The organism is Leucobacter sp. 1207-22, from assembly GCF_052850455.1.
On the sequence record NZ_VXCR01000002.1, the window covers coordinates 261,267 to 283,755 of the forward strand.

At 58.3% G+C, this 22,489-nt stretch carries 26 protein-coding genes; 6 read left to right on the forward strand and 20 right to left on the reverse strand.

Annotation, left to right across the window (positions count from 1 at the left end):
* Nucleotides 1-68: 68 nt before the first annotated feature.
* The 4 genes from FW756_RS04355 to FW756_RS04370 are packed head-to-tail and all read right to left on the reverse strand — an operon-like array spanning nt 69 to nt 2,683.
* Nucleotides 69-1,061: a cutinase family protein gene (locus tag FW756_RS04355; RefSeq protein ID WP_446428945.1), complete on the reverse strand. Its 993-nt coding sequence runs from the start codon at nt 1,059-1,061 to the stop codon at nt 69-71.
* A gap of 44 nt (nt 1,062-1,105) precedes the next feature.
* Nucleotides 1,106-2,023, reverse strand: coding sequence for an SURF1 family cytochrome oxidase biogenesis protein (locus FW756_RS04360; RefSeq protein WP_446428946.1), 918 nt, complete (start codon nt 2,021-2,023; stop codon nt 1,106-1,108).
* Nucleotides 2,001-2,279, reverse strand: coding sequence for a hypothetical protein (locus tag FW756_RS04365; RefSeq protein WP_446428947.1), 279 nt, complete (start codon nt 2,277-2,279; stop codon nt 2,001-2,003). Before FW756_RS04365 ends, FW756_RS04360 begins: the two co-directional genes overlap by 23 nt.
* Nucleotides 2,276-2,683 carry a DUF3099 domain-containing protein gene (locus tag FW756_RS04370; protein WP_446428948.1) on the reverse strand — a complete coding sequence of 136 codons (408 nt, stop codon included), beginning with the start codon at nt 2,681-2,683 and terminating at the stop codon, nt 2,276-2,278. Before FW756_RS04370 ends, FW756_RS04365 begins: the two co-directional genes overlap by 4 nt.
* 140 nt (nt 2,684-2,823) lie before the next feature.
* On the opposite strand from FW756_RS04370, the gene fabG reads away from it, so the two are divergent.
* The gene (fabG, locus tag FW756_RS04375) at nt 2,824-3,534 is read left to right on the forward strand and encodes a 3-oxoacyl-ACP reductase FabG (RefSeq protein ID WP_446428949.1); all 711 of its coding nucleotides are present in this window, start codon (nt 2,824-2,826) and stop codon (nt 3,532-3,534) included.
* 71 nt (nt 3,535-3,605) lie between these two features.
* Here the strand turns inward: fabG and FW756_RS04380 are convergent, their stop codons facing one another.
* The 5 genes from FW756_RS04380 to ctaE form a co-directional block, all read right to left on the reverse strand.
* A complete protein-coding gene (locus tag FW756_RS04380; RefSeq protein WP_446428950.1) occupies nt 3,606-4,598 on the reverse strand; it encodes a CPBP family intramembrane glutamic endopeptidase in 993 nt (330 codons plus the stop codon).
* Nucleotides 4,599-4,692: 94 nt separating this feature from the next.
* Entirely contained in the window at nt 4,693-6,303 is a 1,611-nt protein-coding gene (gene qcrB, locus FW756_RS04385; protein WP_446428951.1) for a cytochrome bc1 complex cytochrome b subunit, read from the reverse strand.
* The gene (gene qcrA / locus FW756_RS04390) at nt 6,300-7,388 is read right to left on the reverse strand and encodes a cytochrome bc1 complex Rieske iron-sulfur subunit (protein ID WP_446428952.1); all 1,089 of its coding nucleotides are present in this window, start codon (nt 7,386-7,388) and stop codon (nt 6,300-6,302) included. Before qcrA ends, qcrB begins: the two co-directional genes overlap by 4 nt.
* Nucleotides 7,389-7,431: 43 nt before the next feature.
* A complete protein-coding gene (gene qcrC, locus FW756_RS04395) occupies nt 7,432-8,229 on the reverse strand; it encodes a cytochrome bc1 complex diheme cytochrome c subunit (protein ID WP_446428953.1) in 798 nt (265 codons plus the stop codon).
* Between the two features lie 20 nt (nt 8,230-8,249).
* Complete coding sequence (gene ctaE / locus FW756_RS04400) at nt 8,250-8,864, reverse strand: aa3-type cytochrome oxidase subunit III (protein WP_446429210.1); 615 nt, start codon at nt 8,862-8,864, stop codon at nt 8,250-8,252.
* A gap of 161 nt (nt 8,865-9,025) precedes the next feature.
* On the opposite strand from ctaE, the gene trpD reads away from it, so the two are divergent.
* Complete coding sequence (gene trpD, locus FW756_RS04405) at nt 9,026-10,093, forward strand: anthranilate phosphoribosyltransferase (protein WP_446428954.1); 1,068 nt, start codon at nt 9,026-9,028, stop codon at nt 10,091-10,093.
* A 75-nt stretch (nt 10,094-10,168) separates the two neighbouring features.
* On the opposite strand, the gene FW756_RS04410 is transcribed toward trpD, so the two are convergent.
* From FW756_RS04410 to FW756_RS04420, 3 genes are all read right to left on the reverse strand, one after another.
* Nucleotides 10,169-10,966 (reverse strand): M23 family metallopeptidase, encoded by a 798-nt coding sequence (locus FW756_RS04410; protein WP_446428955.1) that lies wholly within the window; start codon nt 10,964-10,966, stop codon nt 10,169-10,171.
* A 179-nt stretch (nt 10,967-11,145) separates the two neighbouring features.
* The gene (locus FW756_RS04415) at nt 11,146-11,778 is read right to left on the reverse strand and encodes a phosphoribosylanthranilate isomerase (protein WP_446428956.1); all 633 of its coding nucleotides are present in this window, start codon (nt 11,776-11,778) and stop codon (nt 11,146-11,148) included.
* A gap of 305 nt (nt 11,779-12,083) precedes the next feature.
* Complete coding sequence (locus FW756_RS04420) at nt 12,084-12,911, reverse strand: phosphatase PAP2 family protein (RefSeq protein ID WP_446428957.1); 828 nt, start codon at nt 12,909-12,911, stop codon at nt 12,084-12,086.
* Nucleotides 12,912-13,509: 598 nt separating this feature from the next.
* Here FW756_RS04420 and FW756_RS04425 point away from each other — a divergent pair.
* Complete coding sequence (locus FW756_RS04425; RefSeq protein WP_446428958.1) at nt 13,510-13,947, forward strand: hypothetical protein; 438 nt, start codon at nt 13,510-13,512, stop codon at nt 13,945-13,947.
* 15 nt (nt 13,948-13,962) lie between these two features.
* Here FW756_RS04425 and FW756_RS04430 read toward each other — a convergent pair whose 3' ends face one another.
* Together FW756_RS04430 and FW756_RS04435 are read right to left on the reverse strand one after the other, a co-directional pair.
* Nucleotides 13,963-14,763 carry a TrmH family RNA methyltransferase gene (locus FW756_RS04430; protein WP_446428959.1) on the reverse strand — a complete coding sequence of 267 codons (801 nt, stop codon included), beginning with the start codon at nt 14,761-14,763 and terminating at the stop codon, nt 13,963-13,965.
* Nucleotides 14,760-15,623 (reverse strand): alpha/beta fold hydrolase, encoded by an 864-nt coding sequence (locus FW756_RS04435; RefSeq protein WP_446428960.1) that lies wholly within the window; start codon nt 15,621-15,623, stop codon nt 14,760-14,762. The genes FW756_RS04430 and FW756_RS04435 overlap by 4 nt, the downstream gene beginning before the upstream one ends.
* A 117-nt stretch (nt 15,624-15,740) precedes the next feature.
* Here FW756_RS04435 and FW756_RS04440 point away from each other — a divergent pair, with 117 nt between their 5' ends.
* Nucleotides 15,741-16,445: an exonuclease domain-containing protein gene (locus FW756_RS04440; RefSeq protein ID WP_446428961.1), complete on the forward strand. Its 705-nt coding sequence runs from the start codon at nt 15,741-15,743 to the stop codon at nt 16,443-16,445.
* A gap of 194 nt (nt 16,446-16,639) precedes the next feature.
* Here FW756_RS04440 and FW756_RS04445 read toward each other — a convergent pair whose 3' ends face one another.
* A complete protein-coding gene (locus tag FW756_RS04445; protein ID WP_446428962.1) occupies nt 16,640-16,888 on the reverse strand; it encodes a type B 50S ribosomal protein L31 in 249 nt (82 codons plus the stop codon).
* A gap of 148 nt (nt 16,889-17,036) precedes the next feature.
* Entirely contained in the window at nt 17,037-17,822 is a 786-nt protein-coding gene (locus FW756_RS04450) for an ABC transporter ATP-binding protein (protein ID WP_446428963.1), read from the reverse strand.
* Between the two features lie 77 nt (nt 17,823-17,899).
* Here FW756_RS04450 and serB point away from each other — a divergent pair, with 77 nt between their 5' ends.
* Together serB and FW756_RS04460 are read left to right on the forward strand one after the other, a co-directional pair.
* Entirely contained in the window at nt 17,900-18,547 is a 648-nt protein-coding gene (gene serB / locus FW756_RS04455; RefSeq protein WP_446428964.1) for a phosphoserine phosphatase SerB, read from the forward strand.
* 37 nt (nt 18,548-18,584) lie between these two features.
* Complete coding sequence (locus tag FW756_RS04460) at nt 18,585-19,421, forward strand: aldo/keto reductase (RefSeq protein WP_446428965.1); 837 nt, start codon at nt 18,585-18,587, stop codon at nt 19,419-19,421.
* 81 nt (nt 19,422-19,502) lie between these two features.
* Here FW756_RS04460 and FW756_RS04465 read toward each other — a convergent pair whose 3' ends face one another.
* Genes FW756_RS04465 through ctaD form a run of 4 tightly spaced genes read right to left on the reverse strand, consistent with a single transcriptional unit; the run spans nt 19,503 to nt 22,482 of the window.
* On the reverse strand, nt 19,503-19,940 hold the full coding sequence (locus tag FW756_RS04465; protein ID WP_446428966.1) for a helix-turn-helix domain-containing protein: 438 nt from the start codon (nt 19,938-19,940) through the stop codon (nt 19,503-19,505).
* A 4-nt stretch (nt 19,941-19,944) separates the two neighbouring features.
* Nucleotides 19,945-20,388: a GNAT family N-acetyltransferase gene (locus tag FW756_RS04470; RefSeq protein WP_446428967.1), complete on the reverse strand. Its 444-nt coding sequence runs from the start codon at nt 20,386-20,388 to the stop codon at nt 19,945-19,947.
* Between the two features lie 18 nt (nt 20,389-20,406).
* Complete coding sequence (locus FW756_RS04475; protein ID WP_446428968.1) at nt 20,407-20,829, reverse strand: cytochrome c oxidase subunit 4; 423 nt, start codon at nt 20,827-20,829, stop codon at nt 20,407-20,409.
* Between the two features lie 18 nt (nt 20,830-20,847).
* On the reverse strand, nt 20,848-22,482 hold the full coding sequence (gene ctaD / locus FW756_RS04480) for an aa3-type cytochrome oxidase subunit I (protein ID WP_446428969.1): 1,635 nt from the start codon (nt 22,480-22,482) through the stop codon (nt 20,848-20,850).
* Nucleotides 22,483-22,489: the final 7 nt, after the last annotated feature.

Consider the following 22,489-nt stretch of genomic DNA (forward strand, 5'->3'; position numbering starts at 1 on the left):
GCACGCGCAATAGGGGCGGGGTGGATTCATCTGAGAATCCACCCCGCCCCTATTGCGCGTAGCGATCGTTATGGACGCGGTTCGAGCCCATCCGCTCCGGGCTGCGTGCCTCGTTCTTGAGCGCCACTCTTTGGGCTCTCATCTTTTTCTGGGACGTCAGAGTCGTCCGTCTGCGTTTTCTCAGCGTTCTTGGGTTTTTGTTTCGGCTTTGGCTTCGCAGGATCAAGTCGTGACACTACGAACGCGGTGCCGTCCTGCTGCATCCCATTGTCGAAGTACTCAACATGTGCCTCTTCAGTCGCGTCGAGCGCGCTTTGACAGACCAGATCCTTATCGACACAGAAATCTCGGATCCTGTCCTCATACGCAGCCAACGCTCCTTCACGACGTGGGAAGACACCGTCACGATTCATCTTGAAGCTGCCCTGATTGTAATCCTCGACTGCGAGGAACCTGGGGTTTCCGTACAGCACGACCGAGCGCACCTGGGCTTGGATTTCTGGTGCGAGATCGCCGGCTGTGACCCCGACCATACGGTCTTCTGCTGCGGAGAGTGCATCACCAATAACCAAGGCGCCTTGCGAGTAGCCAAGCAATACAAATGACTGTTCATCGCCACAGGCTTCGTGTTGAACGCGCAACGTGTCTAGGAGCACGCGGACACCCTGCGACCCGCCCTCGCGAACATCGGTATCTGCGGGGTAATCAAGGTCGATCTGTGTCACCTCGTCGGGACGCGCCTTCTTAATCTCACGCGCGACGGGGGAGAGCAGCTGACCCTTTGTTGGTTCGCCCGTTCCTCGCACTGTTACGACCAGATAGGGAGTGCAGTCAAGCGGCTCAACAAGAGGTTCAGGATGCAGTTCAAAATCATACTTCTCATCCGTAATTGTCGCCGCGTCCAGCTCTGGCTCAGTCACGGCTTCAGCCACTGAGTCACGCGTAGCAACAGGGTCGACCTTCGGCGATGAGCACGCAGCGAGCAGCGGAACCGTCACGGCGACAAGAGCAATGGATCCGATCCGCGCCATTGAGCGGCGAGGGGACTTAATGTAAGACATACAGAATTACTTTCAGTTCAGAATGGCACGCTCAATGAGAAGTATTATGCGCCAAGGAGCGCGTCTTCTTCATCGGCATCAGTGACCTTCTTGCGGCGCTTCTCGGCACGAACCTCGTCAGCGAGCCGCACCTTCTCTGAGCCGGTGTTCAATCCGCGATACTCCTGGCGAGCCGCATACGTCACCCCGATCCCCGCAATCAAGATAAACACGTACCACTGCAACGCATAAGACAGGTGTGGTCCTTCGTCACGCTCCGGGCGAGCAGGCAAGGTACCGTGCTCGGTGGCGAGAGGTGCACCATCAAGCGATGCTTCCTGCACCAACATGCCGTAGCTCGCAAGATACGCCGATTCAGCGGTGCCGGTGACACGTGCGACTTCCTCAGACTGAATACTCGCAACGGTCATGCCAGCTGAGGTGCGACCAGGAATCTCTGGTTCGCTCGCTCGAAGTCTCGCGGTCAGGAGTACCTGTCCCTCTGGAGAGGTAGGCAAAGACGCCAACGCCTTATCGCGGGCCGAGATGTCATCAGACATCGCTTGCGCACCATCAACAGGCACCCAACCGCGATCCACAAAGAAGACCTGCCCATCAGTCGTCTTGAATGGCACTATCAGGTCTGAACCAACGGTTCCTGGCCCAGGACGGTTACGAGCCAGCACTGGCGTGTCCAGGTATTCTCCCGTGACGACGACCTGCTGCCATTTCTGCTCATCCTCATCGAACGATGTCCGGTCTGGCACTTCTTCAGCGAGGGGAACCGGTTCAGCGTCGTAGTTCAAATCGATGCGGTCGATCTCAGCACGGGCTTCAGCGCGGCGCTCAAATTGCCAATTTCCCAAGAACACGCAGGCGACCGAGAACACTACAAGTAGCGCAAAATAGCCGATCCAGCGGGGGGAGTACAGGAACTTCCATCCGGGAAGCTCGGCCTCACTATTGGGCAATGTCACGGTCACTTTCGCTTTCCTGGGCCTGCGCGATGAGCGCGTCTACCGAAATAACTTCGAGCGGGAAGCTGCGCGCCTCGAGAAAATCGCGCAGCGCAGTCAGATGCGGCTCACACGCGAGCCAAGTCTTTTTTCGTTCAGGGGTGTGGATCTTTGGGTTTCGCCATTGGATCGCCCACAACGCAGTGTCTGAGCACCGAGCTCGGGAGCACCTGAACTGTTCGTCAAGTTCGCCGCCGAGACCGATGTGTGGGACGGAAATCATGAGACCTCACCTGGCTGGGCAGGGGAGTCAGTACCGGTTTGCTCAGCTTGGCTCGCTCCGCCGCGCCGCGTGGGATCAACATCGATAACAATGACTGGTGGCGAAACAAGAGCTTCATCTTCGCCACCGTTTGCGCTGGCAGGCCGGGTGAGCTGCAATGGCTCAGGCGCGTCAACCTCTTCGCCACCGCCGTGGGCTACGGCGTTGCCGATCATCACTGCAAACCATGGCAGCACAATGGATCCAACGGCGGGAATGAGTATCCACCAGCCATGAACCCAGAAGAACGAAACAACACACACCACACGAATCCCCATCGACAGGTAATACATCCGTTCACGGTGCGCACGGTCAGCGTCTGGATTCACCCCAGCCGAGGTTACGCGATAGGTCTTCTGCATCATGCTCCCACAATCAGTACCCACCAAGCCTACGCCTTTCACGCTGGGGAAATGCCGGTGAATCGCATGCGCGCGCCTGGCTTTCCCGAGCACTGCAATAACTTAGGCTGGTACCTATCTGTATGTCTTTCGAAAGGACCCTCATGACGACTCCCCGCACCGTCCTAGTCACCGGCGGCAACCGCGGCATCGGCTACGCAATTGCTGAGCGTCTCCTCACTGATGGCCACCGCGTGGCTGTCACCGCACGCTCTGGCGAAGGGCCTGCAGGTTCGCTCACCGTACAAGCAGACATGACCGATGCAGAGTCAATTGATCGCGCTTTCGCGGAGATTGAGGCAGAGTACGGCTCGGTCGAGGTCGTCGTTGCCAATGCGGGCATCACGAAGGATACGCTTCTCCTGCGTATGAGCGAAGAGGATTTCACAAGTGTCATTGACACGAACCTGACTGGTACCTTCCGTGTCGTCAAGCGTGCTGCAAAGGGTCTCCTCAAGGGTCGGTTCGGTCGAGTCATTATGATCTCGAGCGTTGTCGGGCTTTACGGCGGGCCTGGGCAGATCAATTACTCGTCCTCGAAGGCGGCCCTTGTTGGCTTCGCGCGTTCACTCACCAGGGAACTCGGTGCGCGTAACATCACCGCCAATGTCGTCGCCCCCGGGTTCGTTGAAACTGACATGACCGCGGTACTGCCAGAGGATACCCAGAAACAGTACCTCGCCACCATTCCCGCGAACCGCTTTGGCCAGGTCCAGGAGATTGCAGGAGCAGTTTCATTCCTTGCTGGTGATGATGCGGCCTACATCTCGGGCGCCGTCATCCCGGTAGACGGCGGCCTTGGCATGGGTCACTAACACACCCAATCGCAAAAGCCCGGAACGCATGGCGCGCTCCGGGCTTTTGTTACATCTACAGATAGTTACAATTACTCATTTTGAGCATTTGTATGCTCCAGATTCTCAGTCTCACGCTTGGCGCTCGAGAGTTCTGGCTCTACCTTGAACTGCCCCATGAGCGCCAGCCCCAAAGCGACAACTGCCAACACGATCCAGGACGCGAGGCCGAGTGGCCCTGCGAGCGCAAAGTCCGGTGAATCACCAGCGGCGCCAAGCAAAAGGAACATGCCACCAGAGGCGTTCAACGCCCCGTGGGCTATGACGGCTGGCCACACAGAAGCGCTTCGCATTCGCAACCAGCCAAAGAACACACCCCAGGCGATGCAGCCAGCCACCATCAGGAACACCCCGAACCAGTCCGTGCGGTTGAAGTTGTACCCCAACAGAATGAGCGGAGCGTGCCAAAGACCCCATAGCGCACCAGAGAGGAGCAATGCTGGCCATGCCCCCAACGGGCGAAGCGCAGGGAGCAGCCATCCCCGCCAGCCGACTTCCTCCCCAAACGCAAACAGGCAGTTGAAAACAGCACCTACGGGGATGAACGCAAGCTGCATGAGCACTAAGACTTCAAGGGACGGCAGCCCGATAACTGATACATCCATTCCCAGTGGCTGCAGCTGGGCGTTTAACTCGGCAGCAAAGCCTGAGAAGTTTTCGAGATCAAGCTCAAGCCAACCAAACAGGCTACCGAGGACCAACGTCGCTCCCACGAGCACAATTGGGGCGAACAGGCCGAGCACAGTGAGCCACACGACGCGCTTCGCCGGACGAAGCGGCCACATGCCCAAGAAGCGAAGGCGCTCACTGGCTGGGACTTTCATTACGAACATGACGATGAGAACCGCAACCAGTGGGGTGAACATCATCGCGGCCGCGATTGCCCCAAAAAGTGCGTCATATCCGGGCCGCTCTTGCGGGACAATCCAGACGGGAATTGCAACCAACCAGGCAAGTGCGAGCGCAACCGCTGAGAAAGTGACCACCGCCGGCCACGGCACGCGTTCCAATCGATCAGCGCGCATTGCATTCAACTCCTTTGTTCCGCATGGGGTGAAAACGAGAATGCCCCCGCTAGGAATCCTAGCGGGGGCATTCTCAAATGAGGAGCAATCAGGCTTAGTGACCTTCGTGCTTTGCCTTCTCGATCTCACCCTGAGTCGGGGGAACGATGCGGTCCTCGTAGAACCAACGGCTCATTCCAGCGCGGAGGCGCTTGCCGAACGAGATCTTGCCGTTGTCATCGGGGCGCAGCATGAGCGGAGCGTAGTCGTCGTAGCTGACAAGCTCCCAACGCTCGTACTCGCTGAGCTCCTTGTGAACCTCAACGAACTCGCCACCTGGCATGCGGACGATGCGGCCCGACTCGTAGCCGTGGAGCGCGATCGAGCGATCCTTCTTCTGCAGGCCGAGGCAGATGCGCTTCGTGAGAATGTACGCAATGATCGGGCCGAGGAAGAGGAGCGCCTGAAGGGCGTGAATGACACCCTCCATCGACAGCTGGAAGTGGGTTGCCATGAGGTCCGAGCTTGCGCCTGCCCACATGACAGCGTAGAAGGTCACACCTGCAGCGCCGATAGCGGTACGGGTAGGAGCGTTGCGCGGACGATCAAGGATGTGGTGCTCACGCTTGTCGCCGGTCACCCAAGCTTCAATGAAGGGGTATGCCGCAACAATCACGAGGAAGACACCGATGATGATCAACGGAAGCAACATGTTCCATGACCAGGTGAATCCGAACCACTCAGTCTCGAGCCCAGGAGGAACAAGACGGAGCATGCCATCGGCAAAGCCGATGTACCAGTCAGGCTGTGTACCAGCAGAAACCGGTGACGGATCGTATGGGCCGTAGTTCCAGATCGGGTTAATTCCGAAGAATGTAGCGATCAGAAGAATGACACCGAAGACGATGAAGAAGAAGCCGCCAGCCTTTGCCGCGTAAACGGGGAGGACTGGGAAGCCAACAACGTTGTTCTCGGTCTTGCCGGGGCCGGGGTACTGCGTGTGCTTGTGGATAACCACGAAGGCAAGGTGCAGTGCAACAAAGAGAATCACCAGGGCAGGCAGCAACATGATGTGCAGCATGTACAGGCGACCAACAATGTCAGTGCCCGGGAACTCGCCACCGAAGAAGAGGAACGAGAGCCAGGTTCCGATAACCGGAATTGCCTTGATGATGCCGTCGATAATACGAAGACCGTTACCCGACAGAACGTCATCGGGGAGCGAGTAGCCAGTGAAGCCTTCTGCCATTGCGAGCACGAAGAGGACGAAGCCGATGAGCCAGTTCAACTCGCGGGGCTTACGGAAAGCACCGGTGAAGAAGATACGGAGCATGTGCAGACCGATCGACGCTACGAAGAGCAGCGCTGCCCAGTGGTGCACGTGACGCATCAGGAGGCCACCACGAACCGAGAACGAAATGTCCAGAGTCGAGGCCATAGCCGCCGACATCTCCACGCCCTTCATGGGAACGTAAGGACCCATGTAGTGGGTCTCGACCATCGACGCCTGGAAGAACAGGGTGAGGAAGGTGCCCGAGAGGAGAATGACGACGAAGCTGTACAGCGCGACTTCACCAAGGAGGAACGACCAGTGGTCAGGGAAGACCTTGCGGCCAAACTCCTTAACCGCGACGCCAATCTTGGTGCGATCGTCGATGTACGAGGACGCCGCAGCTGTGAAGCGGGTTGAGCCGCTCTGTGCGGTGGTATCAGTTACGGTGCTCACTTCAGGCGCTCCCAGTAGCTCGGACCGACAGGTTCATGGAAATCGCTCTGCGCCACGAGGTAGCCTTCGCTGTCAACCGTGATCGGCAGCTGGGGGAGAGGACGCTTTGCGGGACCGAACACAACCTTTGCTTCCTTTGACACGTCAAACTGCGACTGGTGGCAAGGGCAAAGGAGGTGGTGGGTGTGCTGCTCGTAGAGAGCAACGGGGCAGCCGACGTGGGTGCAGACCTTCGAGTATGCAACGATGCCGTTGTAAGCCCAGTCTTCGCGGCCGGGGCTCGGGTTGAGCTCCTTCTCATCCAGACGCATCAGGAGAACAATCGCCTTTGCCTTCTGGTTCAGAACGTCGCTTGCGGCACCAAGGTTCTCGGGCACAACGTGGAATGCTGAGCCAATGGTGACATCTGCTGCGCGGATAGCGCCACCGACATTTGCACCACCGAGGTCGCGCGCAAGTCGGGTGCCCTTCTCCCACATGGTGTGGCGGAGAACCTCAACCGGATCGATGTCCTGCGGAGCGAGGCCGCGCAGGAGAGTGATGCCTGGGATCGGGAATGCGATGAGCGCGCCGAGCAGGCTGTTGCGAACAAGAGTACGGCGCGAGAAGCCCGATTCCTTGTCAGCAACTTCGAATACCTCAGCAGCAGTCTCGCGCACCTCAGGGGAGCTTGAAACTGGGTGACGGTAGTCGATCGACTCATGATCCGCCATCAGCGCCTTGCCCCAGTGGACAGCGCCAATACCAAGTGCGAGCAGCGCGAGCGTCATGCCAAGGCCGACGAACATCGTGTGCAGGCGGATCGACGCAAGTGCGCCGTCCTCAATCGGGAAGAACATGTACGCGAGAACCGCGCCGAGGCTTCCTACGATCGAGAGGTAGAAGAGGGTGTAAACAGCGCGGTTTGCGCTCTTCTCCTTCTTCGGATCAATATCTGTAACGCGCTTCCGGTGTGGGGGAAGCCCGGGATTCTGCACTGCGTCCGACGAAATGACCGCGGTTCCCACCGAGGCACCGTCACCGCTGTGGCCGTGGGCGCTGACGACAGCGTCCTGAGCGCCGTCGTTCTTCGCTTCCTCTGCCATGTTGCTCCTTGACTTAAGAGATGAAACTGCTGATGCGTTGCCGCTAGTTGGACTTCGCGGTGACCCAAACGGTCAGACCGACGATGACACCGAGACCGATGACCCAGATGAAGAGGCCCTCAGCTACCGGACCAAGCGAGCCGAGCTTGAAGCCGCCAACTGCGGGCTCATTCTCGATGTACTTGAGGTAGGAGATGATGTCAGCCTTGTCCTGAGGCGCAAGGTTTGCGTCGTTGAAGACAGGCATGTTCTGCGGGCCGGTAACCATTGCGTCGTAGATGTGGATCGGGTCCACGCCATCAAGCGAAGGCGCCCACTTACCCTGAGTCAGCGCGCCACCCGCAGCTGCAACGTTGTGGCACATTGCACAGTTAATGCGGAACAGGTCGCCACCGCGTGCAACGTCGCCGTCTGCCTGGAGGTACTTCGACTCGGGGAGTGCAGGACCAGGAGCCAGCGATGCGACGTAGGCAGCCATTTCAAGGGTCTGCTCTTCGGTGAACTGCTGCGGCTTGACCATGCCCTGGGGGCCCTGGAAAGCAAGCGGCATACGGCCGGTGTCTACCTGGAAATGCACGGAGGCTGCGCCCACACCAATAAGCGTGGGGCCGTCTTCGGTACCTTCAGCGTTGACGCCGTGGCAAGTTGCACAGTTTGCACCGAACAGCTTGCGACCTTCATCAATAACCTCGGTCGAGTTGAGGTCCACTTCTGCAGTCGCAGAGGTCTGAGTGAAACCAGCGTATGCAGCGCCGGTAACAACGAGACCCACAGCGAGCAGAGCAACGGTAGCCAATGGATGGCGGCGACCGGCCTGACGATTCTTCTTGGCGAATGCCATGATCTTCTTACTCCTGAGCTTTACTTAAGGACGTAAACGATGAGGAACAGGATGATCCACACGACATCGACGAAGTGCCAGTAGTAGGACACGACGACCGCAGTGGTCTCTTCCTTGTGCGTGAAGTTCTTAACCGCGTAGATGCGGCCAATCACGAGCAGGAACGCAACCAGGCCGAGCGACACGTGGATGCCGTGGAAGCCGGTGGTCATGTAGAAGGCAGAACCGTACGGGTCGCTCATGAGGGTGATGCCCTCAGAAACGAACGTTGCGTACTCATAGGACTGGCCTGCAACGAAGATCGCACCGAGGATGAACGTGAGGTAGAACCACTCAACCGTTCCCCAGTTGCGGATTCCGCGGCCGGTCCTGCGAGGCTGCATGCGCTCTGCTGCAAACACGCCTGCCTGTGCGGTGAACGAAGACGCCACCAGGATCAGGGTGTTGATAAGGGCAAACGTGAAGTTGTGCTTCTCGGTCTGCGTTGCCCACAGCTCAGGGTTCATCGCCCGGAGTGTGAAGTAGATCGCGAAGAGGCCTGCGAAGAACATGACCTCGCTGCCCAGCCACACGATCGTGCCGACGGCGACGATGTTGGGTCGCTTAACCGCGGGCACGGCTGACTTGGTATTCATAGTGGTCTTGGTCACCCTTCCATTATGGCTGAAAGTTTGGTGTGCATTTTTCATCGCAGCGCAAACTATGCAGATTACTGCGAAATACCTGACAATCCTATCGTGATGTGAAGACGTTTGTGCGCCACGCCTCGCCGTGGCGTGCCGGATAGTATTTACGTATGATCGACACCCAGACCTGGCCAGCAGTATTAACTTCGCTTCTTTCCGGGGAAGACCTCAGTGTTTCGCAGTCAGAGTGGGCGATGTCCCAGGTCATGACTGGCACAGCTTCCCAGGCCCAAATGGGTGCGTTTCTTGTAGGTCTCCGCAGCAAGGGCACAACTGTTGAGGAAGTTATCGGCTTCCGCGACGCGATCCTCGCAGAGGCTCGTCCCATCTCGCTACCTGCAATGTCCCTCGACATCGTAGGTACCGGTGGTGACCGTTACGGGACTGTCAACATCTCTTCAATGTCTTCGATTGTGGCGGCCGCGGCAGGTACACCTGTCGTGAAGCACGGTAATCGCGCCGCTTCGAGCAAGTCTGGTTCTTCCGACGTGCTCTCCGAACTCGGCATTAGCCTGTCGCTTGACGCCGATCAGCTTGCAGCTTCATTCGACGAGGCGGGGATCGCGTTCGTGCATGCCGCACACTTCCTCCCCGGGTTCCGGCACGTTGCGCCAGCCCGCGCCGAACTTGGCATCCCTACTGTTTTTAACTTCCTTGGCCCACTCTGCAATCCAGTTCGACCCGAAGCATCAGCAGTAGGCGTCTCAGACATCGAACGCATTCCCCTTTTTGTTGGAGTGTTCCGTCTGCGTGGCGCATCAGCTCTTGTCTTCCGCGGCGATGATGGGCTTGATGAACTCACCACGACAGGGCACTCGCGCCTCTGGGAGATTTCCCGCGGCGGCCTCACCGAGCATGACATTGATCCACGCGATCTGGGCCTGCCCCGGGCGCAGATGTCGGATCTCCTCGGCGGCACACCCCAGGAGAATGCTGAGGTGGTTCACCGTGTACTGAGTGGCGAGCGTGGCCCTGTGCGCGACATTGTGCTTCTGAACTCCGCCGCCGGGCTGGTTTCATACGATCTTGCTTCGCAGCCCGAATCCGTTGAACGCCCACTCCTGGTTCGTCTCCGTGAGGGGATCGAACGCGCTGAGGCTGCGATTGATTCTGGAGCAGCTGCTGCGAAGCTCGCGACGTGGGCAGCGGCGACGTCGCGCTTCAACAGCACGCTCTAATCCTCCCGAACACAGCAGTGGGGCGGTTCCTGACAGAACAGGAACCGCCCCACTTCTACTTGGGCGGGTACCGAGCTAGGCGGCGGGCTTCGCCGCAACTGCTGGCTTCGGCACGACGCGGCTATAGGTCGCGAGGAATGGCATCGGATCAACCGGGACGCCTTCAATCTCAACGACGAGGTGCAAGTGCGCGCCAAACGAGAGTCCCGTATTACCGACCCTGCCGGCAACTTCGCCCTTCTTGATGACATCGCCAACTTGCCAGGTATGAGAATCGGTCTGCATGTGGCAATACCGACTCTTCGTTGGCTTTCCGTCGATGGTGTGCTGAATCTCGAGCGCGAAACCGCATGCCTCGGTGATAAATGGCCCAGCGCTCACAACCCCGTCAGCGATAGCGAGCACGGGGGTGCCTTCGGCGATGCCGAAGTCTTGCGCCGCGTGGAACTGTTCGACTGGCTCGGAACGATAGCTGAAACCGTCAGTCAGGACTGCTGGTTGATCAAGCGGATATGCAACGACCGCGTCGGGGAGGCTGAAGAAGCTACTACCAACGTTTGGCCCAACCGCCACCGCAGGAATGTCACCAAGTGCACCTGCAACACTGTCTTCAGAGCCGATTGCGCTGTAAAACTTCTGTCCCGACACACGTTCGCTCGCACTCACGCTCGTTTCGGCAAGTGAGGGGAGTGCAAAGGAAAGCACCAGGCCGGCAACACTCGCCGCGCCAGTTACTTGCAGGGCCCGCTTGAGTCGCGACACTACAGGCCGCTGGGGTACCGAATGCTCGGGTTCAGATGCGTCACGCTCACCAGGAAGCTGCGAGATCGTGCTAATCGCAGCCGTTGAAACCTCAGCGAGCTGTTCGCGCATCCGGATCTCTCGTCGCGACGGGAAGGTTCGCGACGTGGATTTACTATCGGAGTTCATACATCCCTGATGATTGGTTGACGAGCGGGCATCACTCAAATGTAACGATTATGTTACAGCGAAGCAACCTCGAATGTGAAGTGGTCAGCGAATTTCGGTGATTCTTGCATCGAATTTCCAGACTAGATCCGTCGAGCCGACTTGGCATTTAATACAAACGCCCGCACAAGGTCTGGGTCTTTCACGCCACGGCGAGACTCGACGCCACTAGAAACGTCAACGCCGCCGGCCCCCGAAGCCTCGAGCAATTCTTGCACATTCTCGGGGGAGAGGCCCCCAGCGAGCAACCATTCATCCCCGATGGAAAGCCGTGTCGCCGTGCTCACATCCCAAACTTCACCCGAACCAGGAATCGAGCCATCAAGCAACAGGCGTTCTTCACCGAAGGCTCCAGCGCGCACCTCAGGCTCATCAGCCAATGAAGCAGCCCGCCATACCCGGAGCCCAGCTTCACGTGCCACTTCGAAGTCCCGTGCATCAAAGCCACCATGGAGCTGGAGGACATCTGCGCCGAATTCCTCCATGAGACGCATTGCCTCAGTAATACTGACGCCACGTACAACAAGCACGGTATCAATCTGGCGACCTAGATCTGCCGCTGCATCGCGCGCTGAGTGGATCACTTCGCGTGCGGCGGCGGGCTCAATGTGGCGTGGGCTCTGCGCATATGAGACCAGGCCTATAGCGTCAGCCCCGGCACGGATGGCAACGTTGGCAGTGTGCGTGTCGGTAATGCCACAGATCTTGACGTACATGAATGGAATCTTTCCTGGTAAAGCTATCTAACACCTGCAGTAAGTGGTGCATTCACCCGAAGCGCCCTCGGATCCGAGTGCAGGACTAGTTAACCAGCCGCGCCGGAGCGTGACAGCAGCTTCCGCAATGCGCGAACACCGCGGCAAGTTCGACCCGAGCACGGTGAATACTCACAGTCAGCGTGAAACCTGCCACATCTGCCACAACATTGCCTTTACTTCTGAGGAGATCGCTGATGTTTGTGCCGCACTGGGGAAGGGACTTATTCACACGAGCTGACATAATATAGATTATCCGCGAATGGCTACCCGACGCTGGTGCGCACGTTTCGCGACGATGATTCAAGCAACCTCGCACACGTGATCGCCGAGTGGCCAGCAAGCATCGCGCTCGCAGTTGCAGCGGCAAGTCCTGCAATCAGGATGTTGCGCGACGACTCCGTGAATGCACCCGCAACGACAAAACCCAGTGCAACCGCCGCCAAGATCCATCCGATCAACACAAATGCGTTCGCCGCCTGCCGGCCGTGTGATCCGCCGCCCGACAATTTCCCACCGGGAGCCAGAGCTGCACCTGCGGCAAATACCACCACCGCCAACGCAACTCCACCAAATACGTCTGAGGGCCGATGCCAGCCAAAGAAGATCAATTGGCACCCAGCAACGCTCATCACGACCGCCCCAATGAGCGTGACGAGAACACGAAGCTGCCTGGGTACGGCAAGCACAAGTGCAATGGCCACAACCGCGAAGGCGGTCATGTGACCACTTGGGAAGGTGTTTGGCGCATCGTACGCGACGAAGTCCGGCCTCGTGAGCATTTGCCCCTTCAGTACCTGAGAGGCGACAACCGCAATGGTTGCGCTGACGCCAATATAGACAGCCCGGGAGACACCATGGGAGGCGAGCGCAACCACACACAGGATCAGAATTGCGAGCGCGACCGACGCTGGCGTCACAAGCCCGAGTGGCGCGGGCGGATCCGTCGAAAAACGTGAAGCGTCGAGCACGGTTTCTTCTGTTCGCTGCCCAATCTCGCTGCGCACGCCGAGCACGTATGACACAACGCCGACGCAGAGCCAGAACAACATGATAAGAACGGCGACCAGGCGCGGCGGTAAGGCTCGAAGCATAAGGCCACTCCCCTTCGTCGTCACAAAATCATGCCTGGTTGCTTTGGTGTGTATGAGAGCTCGCTGCACGATTCAGCGCTGCAGGACACACGTAGGGTTAATGATTCTACTTGCCCTCCCCTGGCAAGTCGCCGCTGGCTTGGGTCGTGTTTCTTTTCCCGTGTTTATTCTACGCCGTAGGAAAACCCGCACACGTCAAGCCTCCAAGTGCCCCTTTTGCTTCATGCAGTTCAGGCTAAACTCGGACCGAAATGAATGCATCACTACCGGGCAGGACAGCTGCGATCGCTAGCTCACAGGTTGTCGCCACAGCAGGAACACTCATTGATGAGGTCTGGACGGCAGGTCTCACGCTCACCGCCATAGGCGTCTTGAACACCCCGACGCGCACCCAAGTGACCCGATGAAATTGCGGTCATTACTGTGCCGTGCGCAAGAGAGCTGGGCTCGCTTACGCACGGAGCCGAAACCGGCACCTAGCTGGGGCAACAATGCCCAGTCTCACGCTCAACTGCGATTCACGGGGGTACCAGCACGCCTGTCATCGTTCGGGTGGGCAATCGCTGGCGTTACCCTCACAGCAGGTGCTCTCGTTTCGATGCTCGCAATTCTCATGGCGCCTGAGAGCAGCGGTGAAGCGCGGATCGTCGTAGTCGCTTCTGCGCTTGTGCTCGGAATCCCGCTCACGCTCGCGGTGAAAGTGCCATTTCGTTGGCGCAGCCGCGTGTGCAGCCTGACGTTCACGGATGCAGCGCTGCTCCTCATGGTTGACGGGTCACTCAGAACGCTCTCGTACGACGAAGTGGCGAAGTTTATTTGGGCCACCGGCACCGAATATTCGCGCTGCGTGATCGAAACCAAATCTTCCCGAGTCTCATTACTCGTAGGGATTGCGCGGCCTCTGACTAGTCGCCGCCCAGATCTCCCAGCGATCTCAGATGAGACCCGTCGCGTCCTCATCGCTGCGGGCTTCACCGTCCACGCCGAGAGCACCGCATATCTCCAACTCCAGGGCCCAGCAGCTTCCTCGAGGTAATGCGTTAAGCGTCTGCTAGCGCGTTGCGTAGAACGTCACCGCCGCCGCCGCTGCGACGTTCAGAGAGTCAACGCCACCCATCATCGGGATCGTCACTCGTCGGTCGAGGCGTCGATCTACCTTCGGCGTAATGCCGTGACCCTCAGAACCCAATACGACTGCCAGTTTGCTGTGGTCTTCCGCAACGAGTTGATCAAGCGTGATCGCCCCCTCGCCTAACGTCATGCCGGCAACGACAAACCCTTCGTCTTGCAGCAGTGCAATCCCCTGCGGCCACTGCTCAAATCGCGTCCAGGGAACTTGGAACACTGTCCCCATGGACACGCGTACGGCACGCCGGTAGAGCGGATCCGCGCAATCAGGGGAAACCAAGACCGCATCAAATCCGAGTGCAGCCGCATTTCTGAAGACGCTGCCGACATTGGCGTGATCGGTCAGGCCTTCAAGCACGGCTACCCGTCTTGCCGTGCTGAGAAGTTCCAGCGGATCACGAACCACGGGTCGGTGCATCGACGCGAGTACGCCTCGGTGCATATGAAAACCGGTGAGCTGCTCCAGTTGCGCTTCACTGCCGACATATACCGGCACATCGGGGTGCCCAGCAAGCGACTCCCCCAGCTGCGGCAGCCAGGCTTCAGTGGTCAAGACCGCCCGTGGGGTGTGGCCGGCCGCGATGGCACGCGCAATCACTTTTGAGGACTCGGCGAGGTACAGGCCCTCCGCTGGCTCTCGAACGCGACGGAGCGCCACGTCTGTGAGCTGCGTAAAGTCGCTCAGCTCGGGCGCATCGATGTCGGTGATCGGCGTGAGGTTCATGCAAGGTCTCCCAGGGCGTCAGTAATCCAGGCCGCCGCCTCTGCAACAGCTTCATAATGCACGAGATGGCCGATACCAGGGAGGATGCGCAGAGTCGCACCTGGAATTCGGCGTTGCAGGTCAAGTTGCGCAGCAAGCGGGGTGATGTCGTCACGATCGCCAACGATGAGGAGTGTTGGGACGTGGAATTCAGATGCAAATTCTCGTACTGTGTGCGAGACGGACGCCCGAAACGCTTCAAGCAGCGTCGCAGAATCGGAAAAGGCGCTGAAGTATGCGTGATGCTGGGCGTGAATCCAAGCGCGAAGCTCTGGGTCGCGGGTCTTCGCCATCACCTCGCTCATGACACGCACGATGACACGGTTGCCGAGCAGCCCCTTCGCCGCACGCTCGGGAAGCAAGCTGCCTGCTCGATAGTATCCAATCGCCAGTTGCGTCAGCACGGCTTGTGGGCCTTCGAGTGCGGGGGCCGCAATCGGATTAATCAGAATGACCTGTTCAGGTGTGAGTCCTGCGTGAAGCGCAGCTGACACCACCAGTGAGCCGAATGAGTGACCCAGCATGGTGTGACCGTCTGGCGCTGCCTGTTCAACGAGGGCTACCAGCCATTCGCCGTACCCTGCGAGGTCATGCTGAGTCGCTGGCATCGGGCCAGTTGCACCGAACCCGGGCAGGTCGGGTACGAGGAACCGAAACCCGGGATTGCGCTCAGCAAGCTGCTGAGCCAGCCCCTCGAGACCGTGGTGGTCACCACGGAACCCGTGCACAAGAAATACCGGACGCCCCTCAGGCGCGCCATATTCCCAGACGAAGGTGCGAGTTCCTGCCACGTCGAACGTGCGTATCGTGCTCGTGTTCACCTGATAATCGTATCGGCCCCACAGACATTCCAGCCCGACGCCTCCCCCGCATGTACTCGAGCAGATACGATCAGTAACGTCCCGCGTTCTCACGCGTGCAGCTCGAAAGGAATCCCGTTGCAGCGACCACTCCCCCTCTGGGCATCACAAATCGCCGTTTTTGACACCGAGACCACCGGTATCGACACCGAAACATCTCGAATTGTCAGCGCAACCGTTGCCCTGATTGGCGACCAGGGAGAAGTACTCGAACGCTACGACTGGCTCCTTGATCCAGGAGTGGAGATTCCTGATGCCGCAGCGCGTGTCCACGGCATTACGACAGCCATTGCGAGGACCAGTGGCACAAATGCAGCTGTGGGCGTTGCCCAGATTGCCGCCCGTCTTGCAGAAATGGTTGACCGCGGCTTCCCCGTTGTCATCTATAACGCGCCGTACGACCTCTCACTGCTGGCTGCAGAGCTTCAGCGCCATGAGATCAACGCGGCTTTGCCAACTGCACCAGTCCTTGACCCGCTCATCATCGATAAGCAGGTAGACAAGTACCGTCGCGGAAAACGCACCCTCGAGGCCACCGCCGCTCACTATGGGGTGGAATTGGGCACGGCCCACGACGCAGGCGATGACGCAATTGCATCAGGGCGGGTCATGCAGCGGATCGCAGCGAAGTTTGGCGACACCATGGCTGATGACCTAGATACGATTCACGCCGCACAGGTAAAGTGGGCGGCGGATCAGGCCGAGAGCTTCCAGGACTACATGCGCAAGAATCGCGATCCAAACTTCACGGCCGATGGCCGCTGGCCGATTCGTCGCGGCTAAAGGCATTCCGCGCGTACAGTCTCCCGCAATGCCTTGCGAAACAGGGCCCTTCTTTCGAGAGGGGCCCTGTTTCGCGTCAGAAACCCCTCGATCCGAATGGCAGGGGATGTTTCGCGGGTGATGGGCTTGCAGCAACCCAAGACGCAATAAGGCCCGGGTTCACAAGAACCCGGGCCTTATTGCTGAAGCGAAACTTAGGCGCCGAAGCCCTTGAAGCGCTGGTTGAACTTCTCGACGCGTCCGGCCGAGTCGAGGATACGCTGCTTGCCGGTGTAGAACGGGTGCGAAGCGCTCGAGATTTCCACATCGAGGACCGGGTAGGTCACGCCGTCAAGCTCGATCGTCTTTTCGCTCTTCAGGGTCGAACGGGTGAGGAAAGTCTCGCCCGAAGCCAGGTCGCGGAAAACGATTGCGTTGTACTCGGGGTGAATTTCGGTCTTCATTGGAATAATCCTTTTTGCCTTGATGATGGTGTGTAACAGCACACCGTGGGCCTGCGGCGAGAGCCGCAACAAGCGTCTAGTTTAGCAGATCATTTGTCGCATCGAGTTGCATCTCGGCACGGAGTGTTATGGGCTGCGAAATATCTTCTTACGCGCGAGCCGTTGCCACGTATCGACCATTCTTAGCAGTGAGCTCAAGCGGCAGACCAAAGGTGCGCTCGAGATTCTCAGAAGTCAACGTCGAATCGATTGGCCCGGCGGCTTTCACCTTGCCATCCGCAACGAGAAGCAGGTGAGTGAAGCCTGGCGGAATCTCCTCAACGTGATGCGTCACCAAAATCATTGCAGGAGAAAACTCAGACTGCGCAAAACCAGAGAGCATCTGCACGAGCCGTTCACGTGCGCCGAGATCAAGACTCGAACCAGGCTCATCGAGCAGCAACATCTCAGGATCCGCCATCACTGCACGCGCGATCATTGCACGCTTACGCTCACCATCGCTCAGCGTCCCGAACTTACGATCCGCGAGACCCTCAAGATCCCACTCGGCGAGCACTCGCCGAGCCTGCCGCACGTCAATCTCGTCGTACGACTCGTTCCAACGACCCTCAACAGCGTAGGCCGCGGTGAGGACCAGGTTGATGACGGTCTCGTCAGCGGGAATCCGACGCGCAAGCGCAGACGACACGAAGCCGATCCGTGTACGTAGATCACGCACATCGACACGTCCAAGGCGCTGATCCAGAACGTCAACAGTGCCCGTTGATGGGTAGTCCTGACCTGTAGCAAGCTTCATCAGGGTGGTCTTGCCAGCACCGTTGGGTCCGAGAATCACCCAGCGGTCTGCCGAATCAATCGACCAATTGACGCCATCAAGAATCGGACGGCCGTTACGGACGTACGAAACGTCGGAGAGCTTGAGAACAGTTGCCATAGCTCCACACTAACGACTTGTCGCGCGCCCGCGCGTACATGAAACGCAGTGCGCTGGAATTCTCTAAACTGTCAGGCATGACCGTTGCACCGCTTGTAGTACTCGACTGTGATTCCACGACCATTCAAGACGAGGTGATCGAACTTATCGCAGAGGCCGCCGGCACCCGCGAGCAGGTGGCAGAGGTCACCGAGCGCGCAATGCGCGGAGAGCTCGACTTCTCAGAAAGCCTCGCAGAGCGGGTTGCGACACTCGCAGGAACTCCAGTAAGCGTCTTCCAAGACGTCTATGAGCGGATCCGCCTCTCCCCTGGCATTGTCGAACTCATTAGCGAGGTGCACGGCCGCGGCGGCAAGGTTGGCGTTGTGTCTGGCGGATTCCATGAGGTGCTCGACCTGCTCGCGAAAGACTTGCACCTCGATTTCTGGTCGGCCAACCGCCTGGAGGTCGAAAACGGCCTCCTGACTGGTCGAACCGTTGGTCCCGTCATTCACGCACAGGCCAAGGCAGAAAAGCTTCGCCTGTGGTCCGCGGAAAGCGGAATCTCACTCGATGCGTCAATGGCCATCGGGGATGGCGCGAACGATCTCGAAATGATGAAGGTTGCAGCCATCGGAGTTGGCTATAACGCCAAGCCCATCGTGCAGGAGCAGGCGGACGAAGCCATTTCCAACGACCTCCAGCAGGCAATTCCATTCCTCGACCGATTGCCACTACGGGCCTAACACTTCATCCAAATCGCACGCAGCCAAAGGAGACCGCATGCAGCAATCAACCGTCCCCCACGTCACCCTCAACAACGGCTCCAAGATGCCACAGGTCGGCTTTGGCGTGTTCAAAGTCACGGATGATGACGCTGCAGACGTCGTGGGAAGTGCGATTGAGTCGGGCTATCGAAGCATCGACACCGCGTCGCTTTATGGGAACGAGCATGGCGTTGGCCGCGCTATAGCGAATGCAGACGTGCCCAGAGAAGATCTCTTCATCACCTCCAAGGTGTGGCCAAGCGAGTATTCATTTGACGGCGCGCTCCGCGCCTACGACGAGTCGCTTGCAAAACTCGGGCTCGAAAAGCTTGATCTGTATCTCCTCCACTGGCCTGCGCCACAGACCGACGGCTATTTGGAGGCCTGGCGAGCGCTGACGCACCTGTCCGAACAGGGCAAAGTCGGCGCCGTCGGCGTCTCCAACTTCTTACCAGAGCACCTCACTCGGCTGGCGGACGTGAGTGATATCGTTCCCGCAGTAAACCAGATCGAACTACACCCGGCATTCCAGAACCGAACAAGCGCCGCGGTGAACGCAGAGCGAGGTATCGCGACTGAGGCCTGGAGTCCACTCGCTCAGGGCGGCGCACTCGGACATCCGAAGATCGTTGAGATTGCGGCGCGAAAGCGCTGCTCCCCTGCTCAGGTCATCCTCCGATGGCATCTACAGCAGGGCCGGATCATCATTCCGAAGTCACAGACCCCCAGCAGAATCAGGGAGAATCTGGAGCTGTTTGGATTCACGCTTGAGGCAAGTGACTTGGCTGCAATTGACGCTCTGGATCTCGCAGACGGCCGAGTTGGGCCGGATCCCGCCACATTCGCAGGGTAATCGAGGACTCAGCACCGATCCGACGACGATGGCCGGTACTCTCTTTCGAAGAAAGTACCGGCCATCGGTGTAAGTATCGACTCAATCGACTTCAGCGGAAATGTGAACGCTGGTGGACCCCAGTAGCTCACGAACTCCGCGTTGAGTCAGTGCAGAGAAGTCATCTTCAGCGTAAACCGCGGAAAGCTCTTGCAACAACGGTGAAATCTCCGAGCCCACCTCGGGATCTGGAAGCACCGCGATTGCCTGCATCAGGAGAAGAACATCCTCTCTCGATGCGTCAGACACTTCAGGAAGCGCGAATAGTCGTTCAACCACATCTGCCACACAAGCAAGCATCAATGCTCGCTTAGACGAGAAACTCGCGTACAGATGTGGCTGTGGCACATCTGCACGGGCGGCGATCCTGCCCGTGGAGGTGCCATGATAGCCGTAGAGGCCGAACTCAATGAGTCCGGCCTCTACTAGGCGGCGTCGATTTTCACCAGGACGACGACGACCCTTGTGTGTGTCAGTCATCTACTTAGAAAAAATCGAGAATCTTGCGGTAGTGCTCGCCCACAGCCTCGAAATCTCGGTGATTGTAGAACGAACCCATACGAGCGGTTGATGCAGAGATTTGCCTGACGCCACGTCCCAAGCAGTAATGCTCGTTCGCAGACATGAGGCGATCGCCGATGCCATTTTCACGTGCAGACTCGTCTACCACTATCTCTTGCAAGTGGGCGGTAAGGCCGGGTGCATGCAACAGACGGGACACAGTCAGCAGTGAATAGCCAACGACTTTGTTATCACTTTCAGCGACGAAGAGAACATTCGTTTCTTGTTCGCGTCGGATCATCACATTGTCGTACGCAACCATGAACTCGTCTCGACCGATCGGCTCGCGACCGGTGGAAAACTGGCGGGCCAGGCCGAAGACAGCTTTCGCGTCTTCGGCCTGGCCGCGTCGAATCGTGATACTCACGAGATCATCCAGATCTAACTACCGTGCGAAGTTACCGCGGTAGTACTCGTAAACCCAACCCACAACCGAAACGATCACGAGAGGAACCGAGAAGAACGAGATCCAGAAGTTGAACGAGAGGCACATGCCGAGAACGACGAGTGCACACGCGAGTGCGAGCATCAGGGGCCACCAGCTCCAGGGGCTGAAGTCACCAAGCTCGGGGTCGCCATCATCAATGTCAGAATCGAGGCGGTCTTCTACAAGCTGACCACCCTGCTTCTTCTTGATGAGGCCAAGGTAAACCGCGATCATACCTGCAAGGAATGCAGCACCGAAGATCGACATCGAGCCTGACCACTCAAGGTAGCCGTGAACGATGAAGTTCCAAGCGGTGTAGACCGAGGCGAGGATAGCGAAGTAAATCGCAAGGATCCAGAAGATTACGATGTTTGATTTCATATTCTTGTTCCTTCCTTACTACTTAGCTTCACTAATTTCGCGGACTACCGGCTGCTCAACACCGCTCACCTCAGGGTGATGCAGGTCGAAAGCAGGTGACTCCGAGCGAATACGCGGGATCGAGGTGAAGTTGTGACGCGGGGGCGGGCAAGAGGTTGCCCACTCAAGCGAGCGACCGTAACCCCAGGGATCATCAACCGTGACCTTGGGCGCACGACGCGCGGTGATGTAAACGTTCAGGAGGAACGGAATCATCGAAGCGCCGAGGATCATCGCACCAACAGTCGAGAGCTGGTTACCCCAGGTGATGCCATCGCTCGGCATGTAGGTGTAGTAACGACGTGGCATAGCCATAACGCCAAGCCAGTGCTGCACGAGGAAGGTCGTGTGGAAGCCGATGAACAGTACCCAGAAGTGAATCTTGCCGAGACGTTCGTTGAGCAACTTACCGGTCCACTTTGGCCACCAGAAGTAGAAACCAGCGAACATCGCGAAGACAACCGTACCGAAGATCACGTAGTGGAAGTGTGCAACCACGAAGTAGGTATCGGAGAGGTGGAAGTCAAGTGCAGGCGAGGCGAGAATGACACCGGTGAGGCCACCGAAGACGAAGGTCACGAGGAAGCCAAGCGACCAGAGCATCGGAGTTTCGAAGGTGATAGAGCCGCGCCACATGGTGCCGATCCAGTTGAAGATCTTCACGCCGGTAGGAACCGCGATGAGCATCGTCATCAGAGCGAAGAACGGGAGGAGAACCGAACCAGTGACGTACATGTGGTGAGCCCACACAGTCATCGAGAGCGCTGCAATTGCAATGGTCGCGTAGATCAGGGTCTTGTAACCGAAGATCGGCTTGCGGCTGAAGACCGGGAAAATCTCAGAAACAATGCCGAAGAACGGCAGCGCGATGATGTACACCTCGGGGTGGCCGAAGAACCAGAAGAGGTGCTGCCACAGGATTGCGCCACCCTCACCGTTAAACACATGAGCACCGAAGATTCGGTCAGCCGCGAGGCTGAAGAATGCTGCTGCGAGAACGGGGAAGACGAGGAGCACGAGGATCGAGGTCACCAGGGTGTTCCAGGTGAAGATCGACATACGCCACATGGTCATGCCAGGAGCGCGCATCGTGATGATGGTCGTGATGAAGTTCACGCCACCGAGGATCGTGCCGAAGCCACCGATACCGAGGCCGAGCACCCAGAGGTTTCCACCGACACCAGGAGAGTACGTCATTTCAGACAGCGGCGCGTAAGCGAACCAACCGAACGAAGCAGCACCCTGGGGGGTAAGGAAGCCACCGACCGCAATGAGCGAGCCGAAGGTGTACAGCCAGAACGCGAAAGCGTTCAGACGGGGGAAGGCCACATCCGGTGCACCGATCTGGAGCGGCATCATGACGTTTGCGAAGCCAGCGAAGAGCGGCGTAGCAAACATGAGCAGCATGATCGTACCGTGCATGGTAAACAGCTGGTTGTACTGTTCCTTGGTAGCAATGACCTCGAGGCCAGGCTGGAACAGCTGCGCGCGGATCACCAGGGCCATCAGGCCGCCAATGAGGAACCACACGAAGGAGCTGATCAGGTACATGTACCCGATCACCTTATGGTCCGTGGATGTCATCCACGAGACAACTACGTTGCCCTTCTTCATCTTTCTG